Raw genomic sequence first — 24,008 nt, 5'->3', positions numbered from 1 at the left:
TACTGAATGTCACGACTACTTTGGGGGAATCATGAATGAGAACGCAGGCAACATCTCGGCAACTGAAGCACGCGAACTGCTGGCCAAAGCGGACTCATTGGGCGCCACGTCAATCAACGCAGCAGCTTGGCCCGTAGCCGTCCTCTTCACGAGCCTCGCGATCATGGGTTCCCTGCTTATGATCGGCATGCAAATCGTCTTGCATACCGGATACGGCGCGGCGCTTCTGGCCTGTTCGGTGGGCGCGTGGGGCGCGGTGACGGCGTGCATCTGGCCCATGTTCCAAAGGTCAACAAAGGCTGGTTACACCAAACGGTTCCTCACGTCGCTCGTCGCTTACTTCGCCCTGTACGTTGTGGCGCTGGTAGGAGGAACCTACTTCTTCCCGGACGGCAACCTGTGGTTCTTCATTCCGGCCGCTATCGCGTTGGCCGCTATTGGCCTCGCTGCCGCCTTCCGCGAGCTTCTCGCATGAACACGCCTGCGGAACACCCGCGCCACCAGCTGAATGAAGTAGTGCATTCGCCGGTCCGGTTCTCCATCATGGCCGCGCTCGCGAAGGCAGAGTCGTTGGACTTCAAGGACCTCCGCGATGCCATCCAAGTCAGTGACTCTGTGCTGAGCAAGCAGCTTTCGATTTTGGAGAAGGCCGAGTTCGTGAAGATCAAAAAGAGCTTCGCCGGCAAGATGCCCCGAACCTCTGCCAGCCTGACGGCTGTTGGGCGGGACGTCTGGGCGGCGCACCTGCAGACGCTGCGGGAGATTGCGGGCGGCTGACGTTTTGTTGTCAAAGCACGACGGCGGATGCCGCCTTTAGTGCCGCGCGCTTAGCTGGCAGTGACCAGGACTTCGTCGATGCGCGCGAGCAGGCCGGGCCAGTCGTTGCCCATGCCTTCGATGGCCTGTTGGCCCATAGGGGTGTCCAGGTTGAAACCGCCACCTGTACTGGGGATCTATGTTTCGCTGTCGATGCGGCTGGCGGCCCCGGACGTTGAAGCGCAAACTCGAGTCCACTAACGGGGTGGGACCGCCGCTGAGGGTGAGCGTCGCCGTCGTGGAGGTTTTGACCATTGCCTCGCGCGGGTTCGTGTGGAAGCCTCGACATGGTCCTGTCGCCGGGGTGACGACGGGCAGGAGGGAAGGAACCCGACATGGGACTGATCCAAATTGACCTGTTCACCACGCTCGACGGCGTCGCGCAGGCGCCCGGGGGACCTGAGGAAGATCCCGAGGGCGGTTTCGAGTTTGGTGGGTGGCAGGCGCCTCTGTTTGACGATGTGGTTGGCGCGCAGGTCGAATCGGGGATGGTGGGGATGGACGCGCTGCTGCTTGGACGCCGGACCTACGACATCTTCGCTTCGTACTGGCCGCACCAGGACAGTGGAATCGCGCGGTTATTCAATCGCATTCCGAAGTACGTGGCATCGCGGCAGTCGCTGAACCTGGGGTGGGATGGCTCCTCACAGCTCGGTCCTGACGTGGTGGCTTCCCTGCGCGAGCTCCGCAACAAGCACGAGAACATCCACGTGATCGGCAGCCTTGACTTTGTGCAGACCCTGTTCGCGGAGCGGCTGTTCGACCGGCTCAATCTGTGGGTTTATCCGATCATCCTGGGCCGTGGGAAGAAGGTGTTCGCGGATGGAGCGGTGCCGACGAACCTTCAACTTATCGAACCGGTTGTTGCCTCGCCGAAGGGTGCGGTGATGCAGCGGTATGCCTTGGTTGAGGGGACGCCTGGGGTGGGGGACATGGCCGAAATCGCCTAGGGCTCCGTCCACTCGCTGCACCCAAGACTGGGTGACAGTCCCGCTCTACGGAAGCGCGCTGGGTGATTCGTTGGTTATTGTTCACGCGGAAAGCCGCTCCGCCACGAACTTCGCGTCCATGCCAACCCCGCCCAGGATCGACGAGTAGTGCCGTGTCAGCCAAGGCAACCCCACGGCGTATAACCCGGCCTGCTCGGTGACGCCGCCGGTGTGCCGGGGGTAGCCCTACTCATCCAGCACGTTAGGACGCAAAAAACTACGGGTTGACCGGCTCTATGGGCCGCGTCGGGGCGTGCGGCGACAACGCCGCCATGGAGTCATTCTCTTCCCTGCTGCAAAAGAACGGGCTGGACCGACAACGCTGGACTTCACGACAGGAACTGCGCTTGGCCATCGTTACCTGGATCGAGAAAACCTACCACCACCACCGGCGCCGCCAACGCAGGCTCGGTCGTCAAACGCCCATGTAGTTTAGGACAATCGAAACCGGCCTTCAAGCGGCCTGAAAACTATTAACCCTGAGAGTCAACGAAACCCGGTGCAGTCCCTGCGGGCTGAGAGTGGCGTACGACGGCATGTGGTTGGGTTGGGTGCGGTGGCTTGCCGGATGCGGCGACTGGTAAAGGCCATAATGGGGCGATGACCGTACCTTTCGTGGGGGCCACCTCGTCTAACAGAGTCCGTGCAGCCATATTCGTTGATTTCGACAACGTCTATATCGGGCTCAAATCACTTGATCCCTCTGCCGCGGAACGGTTTGCCACTGATCCCGGCCAGTGGTTGGACGCGATTACACAGGCGGACGAAGCGGGCGGGAAACACGTGCGATTCCTCATTCGCAATTGCTACCTCAACCCGACTGTTTACGCGAAGTACCGGACCTATTGGACTCGCGCAGGTTTCAGGGTCATCGACTGTCCTTCCCTTACTCAGCAAGGAAAGAGCAGTACGGACATCAATCTGGTGCTGGATGCAGTAGATGTTCTGGCTGGTGCTGCGCATGTGGAGGAATTCTTTATCGCTTCAGATGACGCAGATTTCACGTCCCTCGTTCAGCGGTTCCGGGCTGCTGATCGCCGAACGACCGTGATAGTCGCTGGACCAGTTGCTGCGGCATACAGACAGATGGCGGACACGGTTATTCAGTCGCACGACTTCCTTGCGCTACTGAGTGGGGTGGCGAGCACCGCCCTCGCGGTGGGGCCGGCCCGGCCACGGGCTGGGGATACTGCTAAGCCTGCGGCCAAGAAGGCCTCGTTAGCTTCAAGTGCAGCAGTTGCGGTACGCGAGATGGTCAAGGCCGCTGAGGGGCCGATCAAATCCGCGGTAGTTGCCCAGCGAGCATTGTCTGTGGATCCGACGCTCAGCAGCGACTGGGGCGGCCAAGGCAAATTCGGTACTTGGATAACCCGCATCGACGACGGAATACAGTTTGCGCCTATTCCCTCCCCGGGGTGGGTTTGGGATGCAAAACGGTTCTCGCAGGGAGATCTCCCTATGGTGGAAGATCCAGACGCTTCATTCCAAAATCAGATTGCACGGGTCACGGATATCCCGGCTTTGTCGGCGGTGCAATACAGACAGATTCTGGTCACTCTGGCCGACAAACTGGCCGAGACCACCAATCGGAGTGAGCTCGCAAAACTGGTCCGGGATGAGTGCTTAGCTTCGGATGTTCCTGTGGCCCGTTCCTCCGTGAATTACGTCATTCAGGGATTGATCTATGCCAAGGTCACTCTCGTCAGTGGCTTGTCCTCAGCCGAGCTTGCCAGGGCCTGGGTGGGTCACGTGGAGGGCATGTGCCGAGTGGCCGGGCTCCAACTGGACAAAGGCGAAGCGGCAAAGCTCCGAGCCTGGACCGGGGGAGGGCTAGCCGGACAACCAGGGAAGGGCTGAGGACTGACTAGTTCACTTGGACTAGCACCTGATCAATCCGCGTGAGTAGGCCCGGCCAGCCGTTGCCCATGCCTTCGAGGGTAAATATGTCGAAATTTCCGAAATGACAGCGTCGGGGGACGAGGTCTCCGTTTGAACGCTCGTCTCCTTGAACGGGAGCTCTGCCTGCGTCATGAACTGTGCAATCGAGCCACTGCGTAAGTAACCCACTACCCGGACCGGCACCAGGATCCATCAAGGCGAGGCGTGAATGCTCATGAACGCGTGGCAATGGGCGCCAGTTGTTCTAGCTGCAATTTCGGCTGTGTTCGTGATGGCGTCTATCCTCTGGAGCATCTTCGACGTGAGGAAAGACGACCGCTTGGACCAGACGACGACGGCCTGGTGGCTGTTCTTGTTGTTGGCTGTCCCATTATTGGGCCTTGTGGCGTGGCTTTACGCGAGGCAGCGGCTCGGTCCGCACGCTGATAGCCTCCACTTCAAGAAGCTGCCCTAACGCAACCCGACCAAGATCCGTCAAGGCAGCATGACCCTTAATCCGGTGGGTCAGAGCGACCAACGCGTGACCGCTCTGACCCAATCGAGCCGTTTACTTGGTTACGTGAACGACAACTGATTTGGTTGTGGCCTGTTCAGTTCCGGGGTTGTCAATGCCAGTGACAGTCCAGTTGCTGAGGAGCAGAACCGTCTTGCCGGTGTCGGAGTTGAATATGACCTTCTTAAAGCCGAGCGCTTCCAACTCTTCTTCGAGCGCTTGGGCATTCATACCTACAACATTCGCGGGTATGACCGCGGTCGTCGCTGCGGGAGTTGCTACGACAGCAGCAGGTGTGACAACCGGCGCAGGCGCGGCTGATGCTGTCACGGTTGCAGTGGCCGTGACGGTCGCAGTTACGGTTTCCGTGACGGTAGGAGCTGCGGCTGGTGTCCCTGCGCAACCCGCCAATGCCAAACATGACACGACCACCACAAATACGGATTTCTTCAAGATTCCCCATTTCATTTACGACGAAGTTCTCTAAACTCTGTCGCCCCATTTAGTTCCCGCGAATCACGAACATAAAGAAGTGTAAGGCTCAACTATTTACGTCCACTTTTGTGACATGTCAGTGGCACGGCACCCATGAGGAGCACCGGGCGGGCTGGTGCGGCTCCACGCGGGTCCGCCGAAGACACTCTGCCAGTTGTTGGGCGGCCGGTCCGGGTTGCCGTCCGCCCGCCCGACAAAGTGGAACATCTCCCGCTCAGGCGAGCCCGGCACAGCAGCCAAGGCGGGCTTGAACAACGGGTGCTCGGAGGAGCAGCGGTTCGGCATGACGTCCTGCAGCACACGTAGGTTATAGGCGTGGGCCTTCGCCAGGAGCGGGTCGAACTCGGCCATGATGCCGAAGAGAGGGCCCACGTCTCGGTAGTTGCTTGCGTCGTAGCCTTGGTCGACGCCGGGGGAGGCAATGTAGTCGAGACGCTTTGTGAGGCCGGCGAGGGTCGCCCACACCGTCGCTGTTCCCGTTCGCGGACGAGCGCGGGTAGACCTGGTCGATGACGGCCGACTGCCTTCGGGGGTGGGGAAGGAGGTGTCAACGAGCACGGGCGTCCGGTCCATGGTAGTGCTGGGGAACTTGGAGGCAGGGTTTATTCTGCCGTCAGTCATTGGCTGTGGCTGCCGCTTGGAGCCTGTCAAAATCCGCAGGATAGGAGCTCGTAAGATGCGCCGATCCACCGAAGGCACTTGGGTGTTTGATGAAGCAGATGAGTCTGCGCTGTCCGCCGATATGGAGTTCGAAGATGTTCTGTCCGGGATCCGGTAGGCCATCTACACCGTGCTTCCCAAACAACGGCTTGTCCTCGAACTCGTCGGGGTAGGCAGCACGGAGCGCAGTAGCGGCCTTGCCTCCCACCACGACTACGAGCTTGGCCGGACTGGCTCCTAAGATGCGTCCCATGTGCTTTGTGGAACAAAGTGCAACGGCTTCTTGGACGCCTTGTTCGTTTCCAGACTTGCAATGCACAACCTCGGTCATTACGGCGCCTTCAAACCAAGGAAGTTCGTCGCCCAGCAGGGCATTCGTCTGCTTTTCGATCCAGCCCCAATAGCGCTCCTTCGATCCCCAAGCCGGTCCGCCAGCCAGAGATGCCTCGTCTACTTTGCGGTGCCGTCTATCACTAACCCAGACATGTTCTGGGCTGAAGCGATTGATCATGAAGTCGGCGATCTCGGTGTCGGGCCATTCCGTGGTGGGGTACTTCTCGGCGAATCTCTTGGCTGGCAGTTTTGCTGCAGGGTCCCCTGCGCTGATAGCCGGATTTGACGATAAAAACACAACCCGAGCCTGCGCTAGGTTTCCAGCCCACGCTTCTGGCACCTGAAAGGACCCAGAATGCCCATCTTGGGACCTGACGATCTTGTAACACGGATGTTGTTCACCAAGAAGCGGATCGTTGGCAGAAGCCAATTCATCGCATCTGGCAACGCTTAGAGCAAGTTCTTCAAGGTAGACAGGCATAACTCCCCATTCAGTTTCAGTCGGTATTCGGAAGCGAGTTCTCTTTTCTTCAGTTAGCTAAATCGTCATGCCCGGAATCCTCGATTACTTTCATCCCCTGCTCCTTGCCGTGCATCCAAAGCACGACGTCCATGGTTCGAAGCTCACTGATGTCTTTGTCAATCCCCGACTCAGTCTTGATCGATCGCAGCCTCTGTTGAAGGCCTGAACCGTCGGTGAGAACACTATGCCAGGTCTTCCATTGCCCCTCGGGCGTTGTATGGCCCATGAGGGGGCCAACAACCGAATCGAAGATGGGAATCAGACGCGGGCGTTTCCGGGCCATGATCTTGCTTGCAGTTGTCGGTCCGATGCCCCAGAGTTTTCCGTTTCCGCGCAGCAGCCGCCAAAGGCCAATTGCGGCGCTCTCAGGACCGAGGAGGGCCTCATATTCCTCGGTCTTTACGGATGCGAGGTCCAAGGCCGACGGAATCTGGGCCAGAAGCTCTGATACTTCCTTGGCGCTTCTTTCGAGGAGACCAATAACTGCCTGCGCGGGCACCTGGACACACAGGAACGACACTGCAAGGACATCGTCGGCGGTAAGAGTATCCACTGCATTGGGCCGGTCGCCGCCACCGGCCCAATCGTCGAATCGGCTTCCGCTCTGCGGAACGCCGAGGTCGTAGAGCTTCGTGTAGTACTTCTTGAGCAGCGCTGCAGCCTCATTGGTGCGGTCGGCTGAGAGAATGTCTGGGAGTGTCAAAGTTTGTCCTATCGATTGGTTGCCCGTAGATGGGTCAGTCATGGGTTGGCTATCGCGGTGTAAGAGAAGTTGGTTCCCAAGCCTGCGCCCTCGCCAGCGACTGCTTCAGTTCCCGGCCACCGCCCTGTTCGAGCACGGCCGAGTCACCCACCACAACCAGCAGACTCCGTGCCCTGGACAGGCCTACGTAGAGTTGCTCGACCGCCCGGTCCATGTCCTTAAATCCGTTGACGCAGAGCACGATTACTGACCGTTCCAGGCCCTTGAATCCAAGAACGTGTCCATAGAACTCCGCCTCGCCGGAGTGGAACTCTCGCCAGTACTCATCGGTGGCTCCCCGCTCGAAGTAGTCCAGATGAACAGGATGACGTTCCTTAGTCGTCAGGAGGGCAATCTGGTTGTTCGCCCAGCCCTCATCAATGAGAGCATCTACGCAGTCCCCGGCGACATCCAACGCGGACTCGCTCGTGCACTGAACCCTGCGCACTGGAAGCCCGGTGCATCCTCGGGGCGTGAAGTGTTCGCCAGCGAAAGGTTTGAAGGTTTCCGCGATTTTTCGAGTGTTCCTCAGATTCTCGTCTATGTGGATGGGGACGAAGGTGGCAGTCGGGCCATTCGAAAAATCGGCCGTTGCTCCTCCCCACCTTCGGTAGACGTCTTGCCGGTCGTCCATGAAGGCGTATACCTCGCCATTGTCCGGGTCGGAGGTACAGGCAAGAAGGGCCTCCCACCATAGAGGAGCGAAGTCCTGGGCTTCGTCAACGATGACAGCGTCCAGACGATCCTCAGGGGCCATGTCGGCCGCCAGCACCTTCAAAAGCTGCGGCATCTCGACGTCGAAATAATCCTGCCCGGTGCCATCCGGAACTCCGAGTCCCCGAACGTATTCGTGAAATTCGCCCGTGAACACCGGCTTTGCCTGCCGCCAAGTTGAGACGCGGTCCTGAAGATACTGGCCAAGCCCCTTGTTGTAGCAAAAGAGCCCAACACATTTGCCCTGCTTGCTGAGGAGCCGGGCCTTTTCCACGGCCAGCCAGGTTTTGCCGCTGCCGGCACCTCCGGTGAAACGGACGCGCGTCAGTGATCGTGTGGCTTGAAGAAGAACTGTTTGTCGTTCAGTCAGATGGTCCTGAGTATCCTCGTCTTCCTTCGGGTTCGTGGCTGAGTCCGACCTGGAGCCGAGATCCCCGCTGAGTTGCCGAACAATGCGCTCCAGGAAGGCTGACGCTAAGGGCGTAGCGCCGTTTCCTTCCTTCTCAATAGCCGCTCGGATGAATTCTGCGGGGGATTCACATTGCGATTCGTCCAGAACGAGCGCCCGTGGACACCCGGCCATTTCCCAATCTGCCGGCACCGTCGTATACGGAAATGCCACCATGTACGCGAACCGGCTCGTCAGCGGTGTTCCCAGCTGACGTCCCAGCCAATTCTTGAACCCATGAGCGGAGCCTTGCGACTGGGCCACCGGGCTCTGGATGTGGCGGCGACCCGCTCGGTCCGACTGGTACCACTGAGCGTTCTCGACTGACACGCGACCGCCCTTGACTTCAATGGCTGCCATACCAACCCCGGGCCAGAGGAGCAGGATGTCGATCTCATGTTCCGCCCGGCCATCGCGCACTTGGACGGAGTGGGCCATGACTGCGTCGTCAGGAAGGCATTGTTTCAGAGCTTCCCAAACAGAACGTTCGGCGCTTTGGCCCTCTGTGAACAGTGGCGATTCCGGAATGCAGCGAGTCATCTCAGCCCGCCATTCTGCAGGGTGTAGGAACATGGAATGCCCCATTTAAGCAGCAAAGAAACGAGCCAGACTCAATGATCAATGTTTCCCCCAGTTAGCTTATTTGGTTGTTGTATCACGCTTTCGGGCGGTTATGCGTGACGTGTCCGATAAGCGAACAGGGAATTTCAAACGTTCGCTATAAACGGGTGCTTGACATTCCAGAGCGCGAGGTGCGCTATCTCGGGCTGACGTTTGGAAAGCTCGACGGCGCTGCCGGTGCCATGCAAGGCGCCGCGCTGCATGGTCAGGGGCCGTCTGCGCAGCGGGCCGTGGTTTCGGATGCCGGCCAGTGGACCGCCGTGTTCCGGCGATACATGGAGCCGCAGCTGAAGAGGACGGAAAGATGTCAGACGGAACCAGGGGTCGTCCCTCCCGGTTGTGGGTGCGAAGGTTGTGGGAGACGTGAAGTTGTTCGAATCAGGGTGCCCAACCCAGCCTCCGCAGCATGTCGTCGATGACACCCCATACTTCAGCCGTGCCTTCTAGCCGTTCCGAGCTTGCCATCGTCAGGAGTTGGCGACGAAGGTTAGCCTCAGCCTCAGTCATGCCTTGGTAGTACAGGGGTGAGAGCAGGTATGAGTGGTTCTCGGTGGCGTAGGCCGCCATCATGTCCAGGAATACTTCCAGTTCCCGGCCAGCCTTTGCTGCTGCCCTTCGACTATCGTCCTCGTTCGAAGGGAACTCCTCCTCGGACATCGGAATGATGTCCAGCTTTCCCTTCCATACGAGGTTCTGCATGGGTTCATGGAAGAGGGAAAGGACGGTTCCCATTCCTCGTTCACTTGTGCTCTGCGCGGGAAGAGCCCGTCGGACGTCGTGGACAATTTCGTGGAAATGGTCGTCTGCCAGCCCGAATCCAACGAAGAGGAGGTGATGCGTCAACAAGTGCGCCTTGACTAGCGCGGAGAGGGCATCGCGGTTGGAGTTATAGCCCAGATAATCGTCGCGCGTGAGGACGATGCTTTCCGGCTGGCTCACGGAACCGTGCAGTTTCAGCAGCCAGTTGTTACCTACAGCGGGGACGTCTTCCGGTAGTACCGTCCGCGGGCGCTGGGCGTCCCGGCATGCCATTTCAAAGAGCTGGTCGTAGTTCAACGTGATGGCTCCGTTAGACGGCAACGTTGCCAGGAGGGCGGGTGCTAAGCCGTACTTCTCGAGACTTACCGCATCGCATATGGCCTTTCCGAAAGCCTCAGATGTGCTGTGCTGTTCGGAGTACAACTGCGAGAGAATTCCTGCCTGGTCAACCAGGGGAAGTCCGCTGAAGCCTGCATCGTCCTGCGCATCCAGCTCGACGCCTTCCTTGAGCTTCTGCAACAAATCCTTCCAACTGGGAGCTCCGGCGCTGACGCTGACGCCGGCCCCAAGGAAGGGGACCACGTGACCTGCTCGGGCCTGACGCCCAAGCCATTGGGCCTTTTCCTGAAGCTTGACGTCGAGTCCCGACCATGCGGATGTTTCGCCCTCGTCACGTCGCAGCTTCTGAGCCAAGGAGAATGCGGCACGGTCCCTCAGGACCAGGACAATGTCCACTTGGTACTTCTTCGAAAGGTCATGACTCGCGGTGAGGATGGCCCGGAGTGCCGCTCCTAGATGCTGTCCCGCACCGCCGAACCCAGTCCCGAAGAAGGGTAGAGCCAGAAGTCTGTAAGGTCTGTGGGTCGGTTGGGGGATCTCCCCAACGCAACACTCGATGAATGCCTCGATCCGCTGAGTCACCGCAGATTCGTCCCATCGACCGTCGATTGGGACCGCTGTAAGGACAGGCACCGGCTTCGTTACATCCCATGGACGAATGACCTCGGCAAGGCGAGTTCCTTCCCGGAACGCCTGAGAGGCTGATTTGGAAGCCACATCTCGCAGATCTTCATGAGCAGCCAGCCAGTGCTCCTCGATCCGAACACGCGAATCCGTCGGGAGCAGCCAAGCATCGCAGCGCAGATTCAGGATGTCTGCCATTGCGACGAAGACGTGGGGCGAATTCATCAGTTTCTAATCCTCAACTATGACTACGTCCGGCAAAACACGGAGCCAGACGCTCTTAGCGGTGGTCCCAAGGGTCCGCATGATGTCGTTTCCAAGCCCGATGGTTCCAGAACGCGAACCGTTGACGCGCCATCGCGCTTGTAAGGACACGCCACTGACAATGACATTCAAGTACCCATCGTTTGCCGGCAAAGCGTATTTCGATCGGGAAGGGATGCGAAGGTTAGAACGAGTGCGATCTCCCTCTGTAATCACTTGTGACTCGATTCGCACGGCTCCATGTTCGGCGGTTTTCTCATTCCTTCCGGTCACCATGGCTTCAGACTCGAAGGACGGCTTCTTCTTCTCCACCTTGGATGTGGAGGTTACGTCCACAGGAATGCGGGACATCTTCACGCCTTGCAATCCGTGCTTTTTCCTAAGTCCCCTTTGTGCGTCTATGTTGGCAAACGGGGCTATACGCTCATTGTCGTGAAGTGCTTCCTTGACCGTTGCCGGAACGGACGCTGCGAAGGTGCTGAGCAAATGCGTTTCCGCCTTTTGTGGGTCAGATGCTGCCGCGTAGTGAACGTAGAGGTTCTCTAGCTCTGCCAACGTTCTGAGCCACCAGCCGCCTGCATGGGGTGATCGCTTTCCGATGCCCGTGGCGTAGTACTGCCCGACTCTCTTTTGGACAGATGTTCCGGCCAGGCCCACGTAAAGGATAGGTGTTTCTGGAATCCAAAAAGCACCAATACGATCGGCCAACTCCTGATCGGAAGCCGCAATACCGTCAACGGTCGGGTTCGGGCAAAGCATTCTGAGGGAGCGGAAGGCCTCCTGATCCGGCCGATAGGCCGGAACGCGACCTATGGCGTCATCGAGGGAGGGAGTCGATGCCACTACGTACACCCCTGGAACATTGAGGGGAATGGGCGTGCGCCATCGAACTACTCCTGCTGCATCCAGTCCGGTCTTGGCGAAAAGTTCCCCCACAGAGATTGTCATGCGCCAATGCTAATTGAGGCATCTGAAATCTTTGTTTATTGTCGTCCCCGCCCCATACCCTGGCGCAGTGAACACATTTGATGGGGGACTTAGCCGGGAAGTGCTCCCCGAGGGACTTTACGAACTTCTACACACATCGGGCATTGAGTCGAAATTGTCCTTGCTACCGGATTTCGACGCCGTTGTTAGCGACGTCGACCCGGCTAACAGCCCTGAGGTGCTTTCCCGCTACATCGCCGACGCTGTGAGGGGTGCGCTGGCCGCCTCTAAGCCCGAAGAACGTGTGGCTCTCACGAACAGGCTCCTGTCACAGCTGCAACAGGACAACCAAGTGACGCCCGGCCCGCGTCAATTGCTCTCCCTCCATAGGCCGGACGCACTGAAGCGACGTCAGCTCAGACGGCCCACCACTAGACTCAGCGATACGGCACTTCTCACCAACGGCAAGGACGACCCCAACCTTGCAGCTGAACTTCGCACGGAGATCGAATCGGCAAATACCGTCGACTTGCTTTGCGCCTTTGTGCGATGGACAGGTCTGAGGCTTCTTGAGCCTGCCCTTGAGCAGTTGAACGAGCGTGGTGTGAAGTTCAGGGTCATTACCACCACGTACATGGGAGCCACAGAACGTCGCGCGATCGATGAACTGGTCAGGCGTTATGGCGCCGAAGTGAAGATCAGCTACGAAACCCAAGCCACCCGACTTCATGCCAAGGCGTGGCTCTTCAGACGGCACACTGGCTTTGATACTGCCTATGTAGGTAGCTCGAACCTCAGTCAGGCGGCGTTGCTTGACGGACTGGAGTGGAACGTACGGCTAAGTTCGATTGCAACACCGGAGCTGCTCAAAAAGTTTGAGGTCACGTTCGACAGCTATTGGGAGCAAAAGGCCTTTCAGTCTTACGATCCGGATCGAGACGGCGACAAGCTGGATGCGGCACTGGAACGTAATGGTGGGAGACGAACGGCCGCGCCGGACACTGTCACTGGGCTCGAGGTCGTGCCATTCCTGCACCAAGAAGAAATGCTCGAAGACCTGGAAGCAGAGAGGTCAAAAGGGTTTAGCAAGAATCTTCTCGTTGCGGCCACGGGGACCGGCAAAACAGTCATCGCAGCACTCGATTACAAGCGTCTCTGCGAAGCAGCTGGAAGGCCGTTGTCCTTGCTTTTCGTGGCTCACAGGCAAGAGATTCTCAAGCAGTCCCTAGGCACCTACCGAAACGTCATGCATGACGGTGCATTTGGTGAACTCTACGTCGGCGATTACAAGCCTCGGCAATGGACGCATGTCTTCGCCTCAGTGCAGTCTCTGGCGTCCTTCGGGGTCCAGAGTTTCAGCACAGACCAGTTTGACGTCGTAGTCATCGATGAGTTCCACCACGCCATTGCGCCGACCTATCGCCAACTGCTTGATTACCTGCAGCCTCAGCAGTTGCTCGGTCTCACGGCTACCCCGGAGCGCGGCGATGGCGGAAACGTCGCTAAAGAGTTCTTCGAGGGAAGAACCGCCAGTGCGCTTCGGCTGTGGGACGCACTGGATGCCGATCTTCTCGTGCCGTTCCACTACTTCGGCGTTTCCGATGATGTGGATCTCAGCCGTTTGGAGTGGAAACGCGGCAACTACGATACCGCTCAGCTTGACCGCCTATACACAGGTAACGATGCTCGGGCAGCGAAGGTCATCCGAGAACTTCGTGACAAGGTCGTCGGCACTGAACACATGCGGGCGCTTGGCTTTTGCGTCTCGGTCCAGCACGCCCACTATATGGCCCGGGTTTTCAACGACGCCGGCATCACCTCGGTCGCCGTCGACGGCGGAACCGACGAGGCCGCACGCGCAGACGCCCTTGCCCGGCTGCGTAATCGAGAAGTAAATTGCATCTTCGCGGTCGACATTTTCAATGAGGGACTGGACATCCCCGAGGTCGACACCATCCTCATGTTGAGGCCGACCCAGAGCGCCACGATTTTTCTACAGCAGTTGGGCCGAGGATTGCGCCGCGCGGACGACAAGGCTGTCCTCACGGTCTTGGACTTTATCGGCCAGCAGCGTCGCGAGTTCCGTTTCGATCTTCGTTACAGAGCGCTGACTGGCTATGGACGAAAACAACTTGAAAAGGCTGTCGAGGAAGAATTCCCATACCTTCCTTCAGGCTCGCAAATTGTGTTGGATCGTGTGGCTCAGAAAGTGGTGCTGGACAACATCAAGGCCCAGCTTCGCTTTAACCGGAATCAGTTGATCAACGACGTGGCGTCTTACGGCGAAACGGAACTGGCCTCGTACCTGCGGGAGTCGGGTAATGAGCTGAAGGCTGTATATCGCTCGACCCGTGACTCCTGGACGGGTTACCTGCGCCAAGCTCAACTGATTGAAGGTTTCTCTCCCCTTGAATCAGTGCTCAAAGGGATCCATCACGATCGATCAAGTGCGGACGAAAAGAAACTCCTTGGGCGGATGGCTGCTCTGATTCACGTTGATGATCCGGAACGCGCTGACGCTTACTCCATGCTGGTTTCAGCCGACGCGCCCCGCTACGCCGAACTGGGTGCGCGAGAGCAGACCTTCGCGAGAATGCTGTTCTACACACTTTGGGACGACGGCGGTGGCTTCAAGACGTACGACGACGGTCTCGATCACCTTCGCGCATATGGGTTTGCGTGCAGCGAGATCCGACAAATCCTGCGCCTGGGCGTCGCAGCCTCAAAGCACGCGGGCAAGAGTCTCGGGGCTGGACTCCAGCACATTCCACTGTTGTCGCACGCGACCTACCGGCGTGAAGAAGTTCTCGCTGCCCTTCAGTATGGCTCGCTGGAACTCGGGAAGAACGTGCAGCATCGTGAAGGCGTTGCTTGGTGCCCGGCGACGTCGACGGACGCCTTCTTCGTTACCCTGAACAAGGACGATCGAAAGCACTCCGCGACCACGATGTACAAGGACTATGCCATTAGCCCAGAGCTCTTTCACTGGGAGTCGCAGAATGCCACCTCGCAGACCAGCCCAACCGGTAAGCGGTACTTGGATCGGCGCGCTCACGGTTCGCACATCGTCCTCTTCACGCGCGACACAGCGGAAGACGAGACGGGTCTGACAGTTCCATATATCTGCCTTGGTCAGGTCGATTACGTGCGGCACACGGGAGAGAAGCCGATCGCGATCACGTGGAAGCTGCACCGGCCGATGTCGGGCGACATTTACACAAAGGCTAGAGCCGTGGCGCAGTAGGCGGGTGGACATTGAGCCAGCTAGCGGGAAGGCAGTGGCCATAGATTCCTTGCCGCGAGGTCAGGACGAAAAAGGATTCTCCAGTGTCAGCCGTTGAGCACCCGTGCCAGCGCAACCGGAAGCGGTCGAGAGTGGACTACGACAAGCTCCAGATTGGCCCTAGTCAGGGACGTGTACAGCCTTCCATCTGACCCAGAGTTGGCGCGAAATGTGGAAGGCTCGACGACTACAACGGCGTCAAATTCCAAGCCCCGTGCTTCTTCCGGGGTCAGGAACGAGTAGGTCCGATCCGCGTTGTCCCCCCAAGTCCACTTATCCTTTGGCATCCAACCCGAAAGCCTGGCCTCCCGGATCACCGCGTCAACGTTTGGTGTGAGTAGTGCCCCGTAGAGTGGTGTAACGATCCCGGCCAGTAAACGTCAGCGTGGCCACCGGGATCTTCCTTCGAGGAAACTCTCACATCCCACTCGAAAGGCGTCACACCGATGACCACTCCCTCTATTGTCGACCCTGCCACCGTCCTCACCAACGCGCTGGGCGACGCATCACCGGATCTGATGCGCACCCTGCTGCAAACCATGATCAACACCCTCCTCTCAGCCGAAGCAGATGCGATCTGCGGCGCCGAGTACGGGAAGCCCTCTGCTGACCGAGTGAATTCCCGCAACGGATACCGCACCCGTGAACTCGATACGCGTGTCGGAACCATAGACGTCGCGATCCCGAAGCTCCGCTCCGGCACGTACTTCCCCGAGTGGCTCCTCGAACGTCGCAAACGCTCAGAAGCGGCGATGATCACCGTCGTCGCTGACGCCTACCTCGCTGGCGTCTCAACGAGGCGGATGGACAAACTCGTGAAGACCCTTGGCATCCATTCCCTGTCGAAGTCGCAGGTCTCCCGAATGGCCGCCGATATGGACGAGCATGTGCGTGAGTTTCGCACGAGGCCGTTAGGTGAGGCCGGCCCGTTCACGTTCGTCGCGTGCGACGCACTCACGATGAAAGTGCGTGAGGGCGGGCGGGTGATCAACACCATGGTGCTCGTCGCGACCGGGGTGAACGCTGACGGGCATCGGGAAGTCCTGGGCATGCAAGTGGCGACCGCGGAGACCACGATGGCGTGGAACGGGTTCTTCGCAGACCTTGTCGCGCGCGGCCTCACCGGGGTGAAACTCATCACCTCTGACGCGCACGCTGGCCTCGTTGAAGCGATGCGCGCGAACTTCCCTGGGACGTCGTGGCAACGGTGTCGCACGCACTACGCTGCGAACCTGATGTCAGTGACCCCGAAGAGCATGTGGCCGGCGGTGAAAGCGATGCTGCATTCCGTGTACGACCAACCCGACCAGAAAAGTGTTGAGGCCCAATTCGACCGGCTCCTGGACTACGTCGAGGACAAACTCCCCGAAGTGCACGACCACCTCGATGCTGCCCGGGCTGACATTCTCGCGTTCACCACGTTCCCGAAAGATGTGTGGCAGCAGATCTGGTCGAATAACCCGAACGAGCGCCTGAACCGTGAGATCCGCCGCAGGACCGATGTGGTGGGGATCTTCCCGAACCGGGCCGCGATCACCCGCCTCGTCGGGGCCGTTCTTGCGGAGCAGTCTGACGAATGGGCCGAGGGTCGTCGTTACCTCGGTCTTGACGTTCTCGCGAGGTGCCGCCTCACGCTCGTGGGTACCGACACTATCGGCCAGCACCATGAGCTCCCCGAGCTCGGGGCCGCAGCATGAGCGCCCCCACTCCTGGGCTGTACTCCGACACCGTGAGTGAGCTCGTCGCGAGCATCTGCAATCACAACGAAAACTAGCCCCCACATCCTTGAAGGATCACGAAACGGTTACACCACTCCACGGGACTTGACCTTGGTGTGATAACCGCCACCGTGCCATCGGGTCGAATCGTGGCCAATCGCTGGCACTGTTCCAAGGTGATGGACTCGACAGTTCGCCGGATGGCGGCGGCGTTGATAATTCGTGGTGGGATACCACGGCCCAGAGGCGAAGCCTTGCGGAAACCAGCCGCCTTCGGGAGGAGCGCTGCGGCAAAGTCTGCGATCGCTTGGGATGTGCGATATCCGGTGTTGATGGTGCTCTCGTCCCACTGAGTACCGGGGATGCGGGTTGTGATGTCCGACCAAGTTTTGACTTGTAGGGAATGGCGCTGCTGCATGTCACCTACCAGCGTCCAGCTGCCAGCGTTCATTTCCTCCAGTATCCGCCACTCGAAGAGGCTGAGATCCTGGGCCTCATCTACCACCACGTGTTCGAAGACTTCACCTGGCTCGAGAAGGACCTGCATATAGGCGAGAAGGGGCCACGTCAAGGGGTTCTTTCGTGCACTCTTGAATGTAGCTGGAAGGTCGCCAGCCCAAGCGCGGAATTTCGCCGAACGCCCTTCCAAGTGCATGGTTGTCACGAAACCGTCGTAAAAAACACCGAGCGCTTCGAGTCCCTTGATATCACTCCGGCGCGACTTGAGGGCTGCAGCCCTAACAACGTCGTCTGCTCCTTCCGGAACTCTCACTGAATCAACAGGCCGAGGCCGGTAAGCATCGGGTTCAAACCCCAAAACTTCAAGGATCAGTCCGTGAACGGAGCTCACAAGGATCCTTCGCTTGCCGATCCCTAAATCGACCGCCGCGGTAGATGCGTGCGCCTCCCACGCTGGAGTAGGTCCGAGAAGCAAGATTTGCCCGAGCGCCGCCTCGCGATCCTCGTGTACCAGCCAGGCGGCACGGTGGGTGGCAATGATCGTTTTTCCCGTGCCGGCATGTCCTTGGACCACAAGTGACTTTTCCGTCGTACGAGTAACTAGGTCGTACTGTTCCGGTTGCAGCGTCGCCAGAACAGAGGAAAGCCCAAGGGATCGAGGTGCGGATAAAGTTTCGCGGAGCAGGTCCTCCATAGTTGCAGCTGCCGCATCTCCTGGAACGATGCGTTCCGCGGGTGCAACCGAAAGCACAGGTTCCGGTGGCGCTTGCTCCAGGCGGGCAGTAGCTCTGATGCCTGCCAACCAGGCTGAGCCACCTTGGGGTTTGGGTGGGGTGGGTCTTTCAGCGTCGCTGCTCTGGGGAAATGCTTGGTTTTCCCGTGGACCAATCCACAAGTCGGCATAATTGCTTAAACGGCGAACTTTTTGAACAAAACGGCGCTGAACGCGGACATTCTTCGTCTGCCACGTCTTCAGATGCCTGAAGAAGATTTCGGCCGCCGGGGCCGTCCAGCTGATGACAAAAAGGTCACCTTGATCGATATGCATGGGCCCGATGTAGTAATTTTCGACCTTCCCGGGTTCGTCGCCCTCTAGGGAAATGCGGCCGGTAAGCGGACTGAAATCGGTCTTCTTGCGCTCACGGAGACCGGCAACACGGGGTTTTTCCTGCTTCGCTACCAGTTCCAGGTAGTGGTCGTTCATGGCGTTTTCGTACGCAAGGACCTGCTTCTTATCGTCCACTAGTTAGATCACTTCCAATTGCAGGAGTGCCAGGTTCTCCAGATCCAGACTCGAGTGGGCGCACTGGGCGATCCTCGCAAGAGCATCGTTGCGTCGCTCCTCAGCTCTGCGCAATTGTCCCTCAAACATGTGCACAGTCTGAGAGGTGGCCTGAACCAACCGCTCACGGATCGACCTTTGATGATTCTTGAATACTTCTTCTGCGCGGACCTTGCGCTCCAGGATTAGCGCATCGTTTTCCGACTGACGACGATCTTGTTCAGAATGGCGTCGTTCTTCCAAGTCCATTAGCAGCTGCTCGGCATAGAGATCCGCGTTAGGGTACAAAGCGGTGCTATGCGATGCTGTCAATGTCCCCTCAGCCACGCTGGTCATGAGGAGGGCTCCTGCTTCGAGGCTCCGTGACTCACCTGTCTCCAGATCGACCGCCTCAACCCACAGTTCGCTGGTTGAGCGAAGCCCGGACCAACCGGCCGCAGCCAGCGCCAACAAATACGTGCCCGATGGGCAGTCTGCATCGGCTGTAGCACGAAGGGTCGCAAATCTCGGAACATGATGGGGCTTGAAGTCACGGGAGGCCACCCGGACCAGCGGGTGGTGTCCGTTGAGGAGTGAGCCGCCCCCTACGCGGGCTTCCTCTGCGTCAAGACTCATGACAAGGGGAGTCTTTGCCCGCCCAGCCCTTTCGACCCGCGAAACTTCCGCTGAGGTCTGACCTTCGCTCCTTCTCCAGTCGACAATCTTAAGCAGCATCTCTTGGCTCACGTCGACACGTAGCTGCTTACTCTTGACGTCCACTTTGACTGAACCCCCGCGGAGCCGAGCCCAGTCCGCCACCAGATGAGCAAGCTCGATCTGGCCTAAGTAGCGGCCGCGACTGATCCTGTCCGCAACCGAGTTGATGCCGAATTGATCCTCAGCTTGAAGTTTGGACGAATGTTCATCCAGCTCAGCTGCATCGGCCTTGCCCTGTTCGACGGCGGCAATCGTCTCATTTATCCGTCGGTCCCTTTCGCTCTCCGTCAGACGGAAGTCCACTACGAGCTCGTTTAGGCTCTCAAAAGATTCCGCAAGAATAGGCTCCAGCTCACCAATGGAATGCTCAAAGACACCAACCCGAGCCATTAATTTCTCTAGAATTCGAGACTCAATAGTTCCCGGAGTCGAGAAGTTCAAGATAAGGATTTTGTCCGATTTTTGACCGATGCGGTCGAGACGACCGATCCGTTGTTCCACCTCCATCGGATTCCAGGGCAGGTCATAATTCACGATCAGAGAGCAGAACTCGAAGTCAAGGCCTTCGCTGGCCACTCGGGTGGCGATCACGATATCGAATTCACCGGTACGGAAGCGCCGCATTATTGACTCACGTTCATCAGGCGTGACTCCTCCGTGTAGCGCCGCCACACGATGGGTCTGGGACAGCTTTCTGCAAAGGTAACTAAGTGTGTTTCGCGAGAAAGTGAAGACGAGGGCGGACCGCCCGGTCATTTCTGAACCTCGAAGAGCTTTGGAGAACGCATCGAATTTGGTATCGATACCCGCGAGACGCCGCGCGAGCGTTTGGACGTGCGCTGGGGGGACCTCAGCCGAGAGCAGGCTGCCTCCTCTGACCACAGTTGGTGAGCCGTCACCGTCGTTCGCTTCCTCCTTTTCAGATCCTAGAACCTGTCTGGCTGTGGCGGGTAGGCACGAACTTGCAAGTCGGAGAGGCATTTGCAGAGCAAAAGCGGGAGGTAGGTTCCGCACCTGTGCGATCTGCCTCAGCCAATCTACGTATGCGTCGTAGAAGGCTTGTTCCTCAGGCGTCCACTCGACAACTGCGTTTACTGCTTCGCGAACTGACCGGGCGGTGTGCACCTCAGTTTTTCTAGTCCGTGTGATGGCCGAAGATAGGCCGTGGAGCTGGTTGCAAGCATCGCGGAGAACCGGCGCCGAAACCACTGAATACTCATCCGTGCTGAGGAGTTCCTCGAGCTTCTTGAAAGCGGCCCGTTCGCGAAGAGCGCGCCCCATGCGAGCACTCGCTATTTGGCTGAGCCATTGTAGTCGTTGAGCATTGGAGACCTTTGGATTTGTTGCACTCCTTCGCAACGCTTGCAGGGCTTCGTGGTGGTCGATACGAAGGTCGAGGTCTGCTCTTGTCTCGATTTCGCCGGGCATGATGAGGCGCATCATTGACAGCAAATCGTCGTTGCCGAGATTGAGCGGGGTGGCGCTCAGCAAGACCAGGGAGCCTGAGACGTCACGAAGGAATAGCCCGAGTTTGAGGCTTGCTGTTCCTTGATTTCGCATTTGATGTGCCTCGTCAATGATGCACAGATCCAGTGCAAAATTCAGCTCCTCCATCTGCTGAAGGCCCTCAAACGTCCGAAAAGTTTGGATGGAGACTACGACCGCGAAATTCTGGGGGAGTGTCCCTGCCTCGAGCCTCTCGATGACCCGGCGGAGGTCAGCCGTTCTGTAATGCTCCAGGTCAAAGCCGAACCGCTCGTTCATCTCACGCTGCCATTTCGGCACAAGCGCGGCCGGGCAAACCACCACGACTCTATTCGCTTGACCTCGTGCCGCCATCTCCGTCCATAGCAGACCAGCTTCAATGGTTTTACCCAAGCCAACCTCGTCCGCGATGAGCATCCGTTCCATTGCCGAATCCAAATACTTCAAGACCGGTTTGAACTGGAAAGGGTTGATGATGGTCTTCGTGACGCCGTAGGAGAATATTGTGTCTGTGACACCCTTATTGAGCTTGGCCCTGGTGACCATAGCTGAGAATGCCTCCGGGGAGGCGGGCGTTTCACGAAGCCAGGACTCTGCAGCGGGAACATCCGGAATCGGTTCTAGGTCTGACTCCGATACCGTCACCGTTCGGCCATCCTGACGAATCACGTAAGACCAGCGAGGTCCCGTCAACAGTCGCCGCATGATGAGAGTGTCTCTGCCGGTGCTCTTGGAAATTGCTCCACCGGATGCCGGAAATTTGGGCGCATCAATGAGAAGGGCTTCATTCCACCAGGATTCGAGCCAGTCCATCCCGATGACGCCCAGAGAACTTTCGTCAGCTTCCTCAAGACTGACCTGTTCGGGGGGCATCGGCGTCCGACCGGGGACAGCTTGTCCGTCGATGACAAGGGCGTTCATCTCGCCGTTCACTTTGGCCCAGTAGATTCCCGGCCTGAGTGAAACTTCATGGTCGGGGCTGTGCAGGACTCGATATTCGTGGCTTAGGTTCAAGTCTTTTGGTTGAGGGGCCACAAGCAGGATTCTGCCGGCGCTTCCGTCATGGAGTAGTCCGAGGTCCGAGATCTGCGGGTGATACCCACAGCTGTTATCGGCTGTCATGAGCACTCGCTTACAGTCGCCCCAGACCTGGCCCTGATGAACCCCATGCACAACCCCCATGTCGAAAAAGCAAACGTGACCTATGAATACGTCGCCTGGATACAGTGATTGTAAATGCAAGTTTTAGTGCGACCTCGGACGCGAAGCGTGTCGAGAAGCTGTTGGCAGCCCTTATGCCTCACGGGGGGCTGCTGCGGCATAAGGACTCGTACTAGATGCTTGTCGTCTGGAGGGTCAACTCCGCAGCGTGTTTCCGGACCGCTTCGACATCGGTAAAAACAAGGTAGCCAAGGGCTGCCAGGATGTTTAATTCCTCTGCGGTACCGTCGAGTTCGAGAACTGCGGGCGAGCTCATTCCTGGCTGCAGCCCGTCTGACCAATAGGCTTCGGCGACACAGATGAGTTCCCCCGACTCCGGGTTACGGACTTCGATATCGATTTCTCCCCTGGCGAGTCCAAGATCGGCGATGTCTTGAACGAGTTCGTCGATGACATCTGAGCGAAGGGTTAAATCAAGTGGCGCCTGCTCAGTGCGCTCTACGTCAGAGGTATGGGCTCCCTGCCACAGCTCGTTTAGCACGCTATTCATGGCGTCGGCGAGTAGTTGGCGACGTGCGGCCAGGAACTCGCGGTAGCGGTCGATGGACCAGAGTTTCTCATCCATCGGTATCCACTGACTCGCGATTGCTCCAGGAAAATCGCGTTCGAGAGCTCGAAAGTACTCTGCCGGGTCACGATCGGTGATATCGAGGTTCGCATCTTGGGTGAGGAAACAGTAATTGGCCACGGCATTTACTTCTTCTTTGGAGTAGCCGGCTTCATAGAGGCGAGCCTTGGGAAAGATGTGGTGGACCTGTAGAGATGAGTTTCGGCCGAGCATGTGCGCCGAAAGAGGAATGCCCGTAGTGAAGTCCTTCGCTCCTTGGGTACGTGTCAGCATGTAGAGCATGGGATAGAAGCGGGCGCCTATAGTATTGCCGCCGAAGTCCCCTTCTCGTACTACGAGGTCGCCCCGGGTCCGGAGCATTTGCTCCATCAGCCCGTCGATTCCTTCCGCATCGACGGCTTTCAGGTCTACGTTGAGCAGAGATTCTGTGGATCCGGCGAAGCGCCCCCACATGGCAGCGTGGATATACCAAGCTAGGATGCGGTCGCGCTCGATGGCGCTCGGGAAACGCCCTCCGTTATTTGCAAGATAGCGGACGATCACGGGGACGGCGTAGCGGGCAGGGAAGACACGGTCGTGATCAAGACCCAGCCGCGCAGCCACTACGTCAAGCACTATAGAGACTAGGCCTGCAGCCTCCTTGAGCCCGACACGAATCTTCTCTGTTTCCACGAAGGCCAGTGCCGAAAAGAGTGCTTCTCCGGTCAATACTGCGTTGACGTTACGAAGCAGCCAGTCCAGTGTGAATTTGTATCCTGCAGAGTGCCACTTCGTGCGGTGCAGGTTCATCTCAGCGCGGGCCTCTGGCCAAGAAGCACAAATTTTGGCCAGCGCTAGGTCGCCTTTGGAGAGCTTGGTTCCGCCAGAGTTGACCCGATTGAAGATGTCGACCACAACATCAATAGACTTGTCGGTGCCGCTTACCTCTTCAATATGGACCTCACGGTTTTGAATTTCAACCAGCTTGGTCATCCTGGCCATGAACTTCACTAGTTCAGCCGCCCCCAGGTTTGAAATCTCAGGATGAGTCTCCAGGTACCTCTCGACGCCGTCCACCATCAAGGATGAAACATCAATCCAGAAGGGGTTGTCTCTCATCTTGACCGGGGCAAAGAACTCGAAAACTTCGTCTTGAACATTGAAGTAGAGGTCCGAGAAGGCCTGAGCGTTTCCCTCAAAGAACTTCGGGGGTACCCCACGGATGACTCCGTAGAGGGTGGTGGCGCGTTGCTGGCCGTCGAGCAGCAGTTTTACACTGCCGTCGCGTTCAATACTCTCGCCACGTGCTGAAGCTGTCAGTACTGACGTGTTCCATGTCATGAACCCGCCGATGGGGTAACCCCGGTATAAGGAGGTAAAGAGGCCTCGTACTTGTTGGCGGTTCCAAACGTAGCCTCGCTGGAACTCTGGCAAAGCAATGTCCTGGCTATCTATTTGATCTAAAACGGTGGATAGCCTCATGGCGAGCTCCTTTGATAGGCACTAATCGTTGCTGATTCTATTGGTCGGTGAGTGGCTGTCGTCTATTCGCGCAGAGTGCAGCACCAGCGATTTCGTGCAACGGTAGGCCTCCAGGCCAAGTTTTCGTGTCAGGGCAACTCGCCGCGCAATAACCAACTAAGCTTTTGTACTGAGCTGCAGCCTGCATAC

19 protein-coding genes and 2 pseudogenes are annotated in these 24,008 nt (G+C 58.1%); 9 read left to right on the top strand and 12 right to left on the bottom strand.

Going from position 1 to position 24,008, the window contains the following annotated elements; all coding sequences use genetic code 11:
- Window positions 1-31: 31 nt before the first annotated feature.
- The 3 genes from HMI59_RS15880 (at window position 32) to HMI59_RS15870 (ending at window position 1,766) form a co-directional block, all read left to right on the top strand.
- Window positions 32-475 (top strand): hypothetical protein, encoded by a 444-nt coding sequence (locus HMI59_RS15880; RefSeq protein ID WP_193591843.1) that lies wholly within the window; start codon window positions 32-34, stop codon window positions 473-475.
- Entirely contained in the window at window positions 472-777 is a 306-nt protein-coding gene (locus tag HMI59_RS15875) for a transcriptional regulator (RefSeq protein ID WP_193591842.1), read from the top strand. The genes HMI59_RS15880 and HMI59_RS15875 overlap by 4 nt, the downstream gene beginning before the upstream one ends.
- A gap of 374 nt (window positions 778-1,151) precedes the next feature.
- Complete coding sequence (locus HMI59_RS15870; protein ID WP_193591841.1) at window positions 1,152-1,766, top strand: dihydrofolate reductase family protein; 615 nt, start codon at window positions 1,152-1,154, stop codon at window positions 1,764-1,766.
- 81 nt (window positions 1,767-1,847) lie between these two features.
- On the opposite strand, the pseudogene HMI59_RS25740 reads toward HMI59_RS15870, so the two are convergent.
- Window positions 1,848-1,988, bottom strand: a pseudogene (locus tag HMI59_RS25740) (FAD-dependent oxidoreductase); the annotation flags it as partial.
- A gap of 29 nt (window positions 1,989-2,017) precedes the next feature.
- Here HMI59_RS25740 and HMI59_RS15865 point away from each other — a divergent pair.
- The 3 genes and pseudogenes from HMI59_RS15865 to HMI59_RS15855 all read left to right on the top strand — a co-directional run.
- Window positions 2,018-2,236 (top strand): annotated as a pseudogene (locus tag HMI59_RS15865) (integrase core domain-containing protein); the annotation flags it as partial.
- Between the two features lie 169 nt (window positions 2,237-2,405).
- Window positions 2,406-3,662 carry an NYN domain-containing protein gene (locus HMI59_RS15860; RefSeq protein ID WP_193591840.1) on the top strand — a complete coding sequence of 419 codons (1,257 nt, stop codon included), beginning with the start codon at window positions 2,406-2,408 and terminating at the stop codon, window positions 3,660-3,662.
- Between the two features lie 313 nt (window positions 3,663-3,975).
- On the top strand, window positions 3,976-4,158 hold the full coding sequence (locus HMI59_RS15855; protein WP_227471642.1) for a PLDc N-terminal domain-containing protein: 183 nt from the start codon (window positions 3,976-3,978) through the stop codon (window positions 4,156-4,158).
- Between the two features lie 93 nt (window positions 4,159-4,251).
- On the opposite strand, the gene HMI59_RS15850 is transcribed toward HMI59_RS15855, so the two are convergent.
- A complete protein-coding gene (locus HMI59_RS15850) occupies window positions 4,252-4,428 on the bottom strand; it encodes a hypothetical protein (RefSeq protein WP_193591838.1) in 177 nt (58 codons plus the stop codon).
- 19 nt (window positions 4,429-4,447) lie between these two features.
- Between HMI59_RS15850 and HMI59_RS15845 the strand changes: the two genes are divergently transcribed.
- Window positions 4,448-4,684 (top strand): hypothetical protein, encoded by a 237-nt coding sequence (locus HMI59_RS15845; protein WP_193591837.1) that lies wholly within the window; start codon window positions 4,448-4,450, stop codon window positions 4,682-4,684.
- Between the two features lie 62 nt (window positions 4,685-4,746).
- Here HMI59_RS15845 and HMI59_RS15840 read toward each other — a convergent pair whose 3' ends face one another.
- The 6 genes from HMI59_RS15840 to HMI59_RS15815 form a co-directional block, all read right to left on the bottom strand.
- On the bottom strand, window positions 4,747-5,313 hold the full coding sequence (locus tag HMI59_RS15840; protein ID WP_227471414.1) for an alpha-amylase family glycosyl hydrolase: 567 nt from the start codon (window positions 5,311-5,313) through the stop codon (window positions 4,747-4,749).
- On the bottom strand, window positions 5,306-6,166 hold the full coding sequence (locus HMI59_RS15835) for a hypothetical protein (RefSeq protein ID WP_193591836.1): 861 nt from the start codon (window positions 6,164-6,166) through the stop codon (window positions 5,306-5,308). Before HMI59_RS15835 ends, HMI59_RS15840 begins: the two co-directional genes overlap by 8 nt.
- Window positions 6,167-6,215: 49 nt before the next feature.
- A complete protein-coding gene (locus HMI59_RS15830; RefSeq protein ID WP_193591835.1) occupies window positions 6,216-6,911 on the bottom strand; it encodes a DUF6308 family protein in 696 nt (231 codons plus the stop codon).
- Window positions 6,912-6,960: 49 nt separating this feature from the next.
- Window positions 6,961-8,652, bottom strand: a complete 1,692-nt coding sequence (locus HMI59_RS15825) for a nuclease-related domain-containing DEAD/DEAH box helicase (protein WP_227471412.1) — start codon at window positions 8,650-8,652, stop codon at window positions 6,961-6,963.
- 459 nt (window positions 8,653-9,111) lie between these two features.
- Complete coding sequence (locus HMI59_RS15820) at window positions 9,112-10,227, bottom strand: SIR2 family protein (RefSeq protein ID WP_193591833.1); 1,116 nt, start codon at window positions 10,225-10,227, stop codon at window positions 9,112-9,114.
- 459 nt (window positions 10,228-10,686) lie between these two features.
- On the bottom strand, window positions 10,687-11,667 hold the full coding sequence (locus HMI59_RS15815; protein WP_193591832.1) for a hypothetical protein: 981 nt from the start codon (window positions 11,665-11,667) through the stop codon (window positions 10,687-10,689).
- Between the two features lie 154 nt (window positions 11,668-11,821).
- On the opposite strand from HMI59_RS15815, the gene HMI59_RS15810 reads away from it, so the two are divergent.
- Window positions 11,822-14,890, top strand: a complete 3,069-nt coding sequence (locus HMI59_RS15810; RefSeq protein WP_370583589.1) for a DUF3427 domain-containing protein — start codon at window positions 11,822-11,824, stop codon at window positions 14,888-14,890.
- A gap of 86 nt (window positions 14,891-14,976) precedes the next feature.
- Here HMI59_RS15810 and HMI59_RS26110 read toward each other — a convergent pair whose 3' ends face one another.
- Window positions 14,977-15,216 carry an ATP-binding domain-containing protein gene (locus tag HMI59_RS26110; protein ID WP_193591831.1) on the bottom strand — a complete coding sequence of 80 codons (240 nt, stop codon included), beginning with the start codon at window positions 15,214-15,216 and terminating at the stop codon, window positions 14,977-14,979.
- A 159-nt stretch (window positions 15,217-15,375) separates the two neighbouring features.
- Between HMI59_RS26110 and HMI59_RS15800 the strand changes: the two genes are divergently transcribed.
- On the top strand, window positions 15,376-16,626 hold the full coding sequence (locus HMI59_RS15800) for an IS256 family transposase (protein WP_193591830.1): 1,251 nt from the start codon (window positions 15,376-15,378) through the stop codon (window positions 16,624-16,626).
- A gap of 73 nt (window positions 16,627-16,699) precedes the next feature.
- On the opposite strand, the gene HMI59_RS15795 is transcribed toward HMI59_RS15800, so the two are convergent.
- From HMI59_RS15795 to HMI59_RS15785, 3 genes are all read right to left on the bottom strand, one after another.
- The gene (locus tag HMI59_RS15795; protein WP_193591829.1) at window positions 16,700-18,310 is read right to left on the bottom strand and encodes an AAA family ATPase; all 1,611 of its coding nucleotides are present in this window, start codon (window positions 18,308-18,310) and stop codon (window positions 16,700-16,702) included.
- A gap of 42 nt (window positions 18,311-18,352) precedes the next feature.
- Window positions 18,353-21,691 carry a helicase-related protein gene (locus HMI59_RS15790; protein WP_193591828.1) on the bottom strand — a complete coding sequence of 1,113 codons (3,339 nt, stop codon included), beginning with the start codon at window positions 21,689-21,691 and terminating at the stop codon, window positions 18,353-18,355.
- A gap of 211 nt (window positions 21,692-21,902) precedes the next feature.
- Window positions 21,903-23,819 carry a DUF262 domain-containing protein gene (locus tag HMI59_RS15785; protein ID WP_193591827.1) on the bottom strand — a complete coding sequence of 639 codons (1,917 nt, stop codon included), beginning with the start codon at window positions 23,817-23,819 and terminating at the stop codon, window positions 21,903-21,905.
- Between the last annotated feature and the right edge of the window lie 189 nt (window positions 23,820-24,008).

It is taken from the genome of Paenarthrobacter sp. YJN-5, from assembly GCF_015040095.1.
Classification (GTDB): domain Bacteria; phylum Actinomycetota; class Actinomycetes; order Actinomycetales; family Micrococcaceae; genus Arthrobacter; species Arthrobacter ureafaciens.
This window is presented reverse-complemented; position numbering and strand designations above follow the sequence as displayed.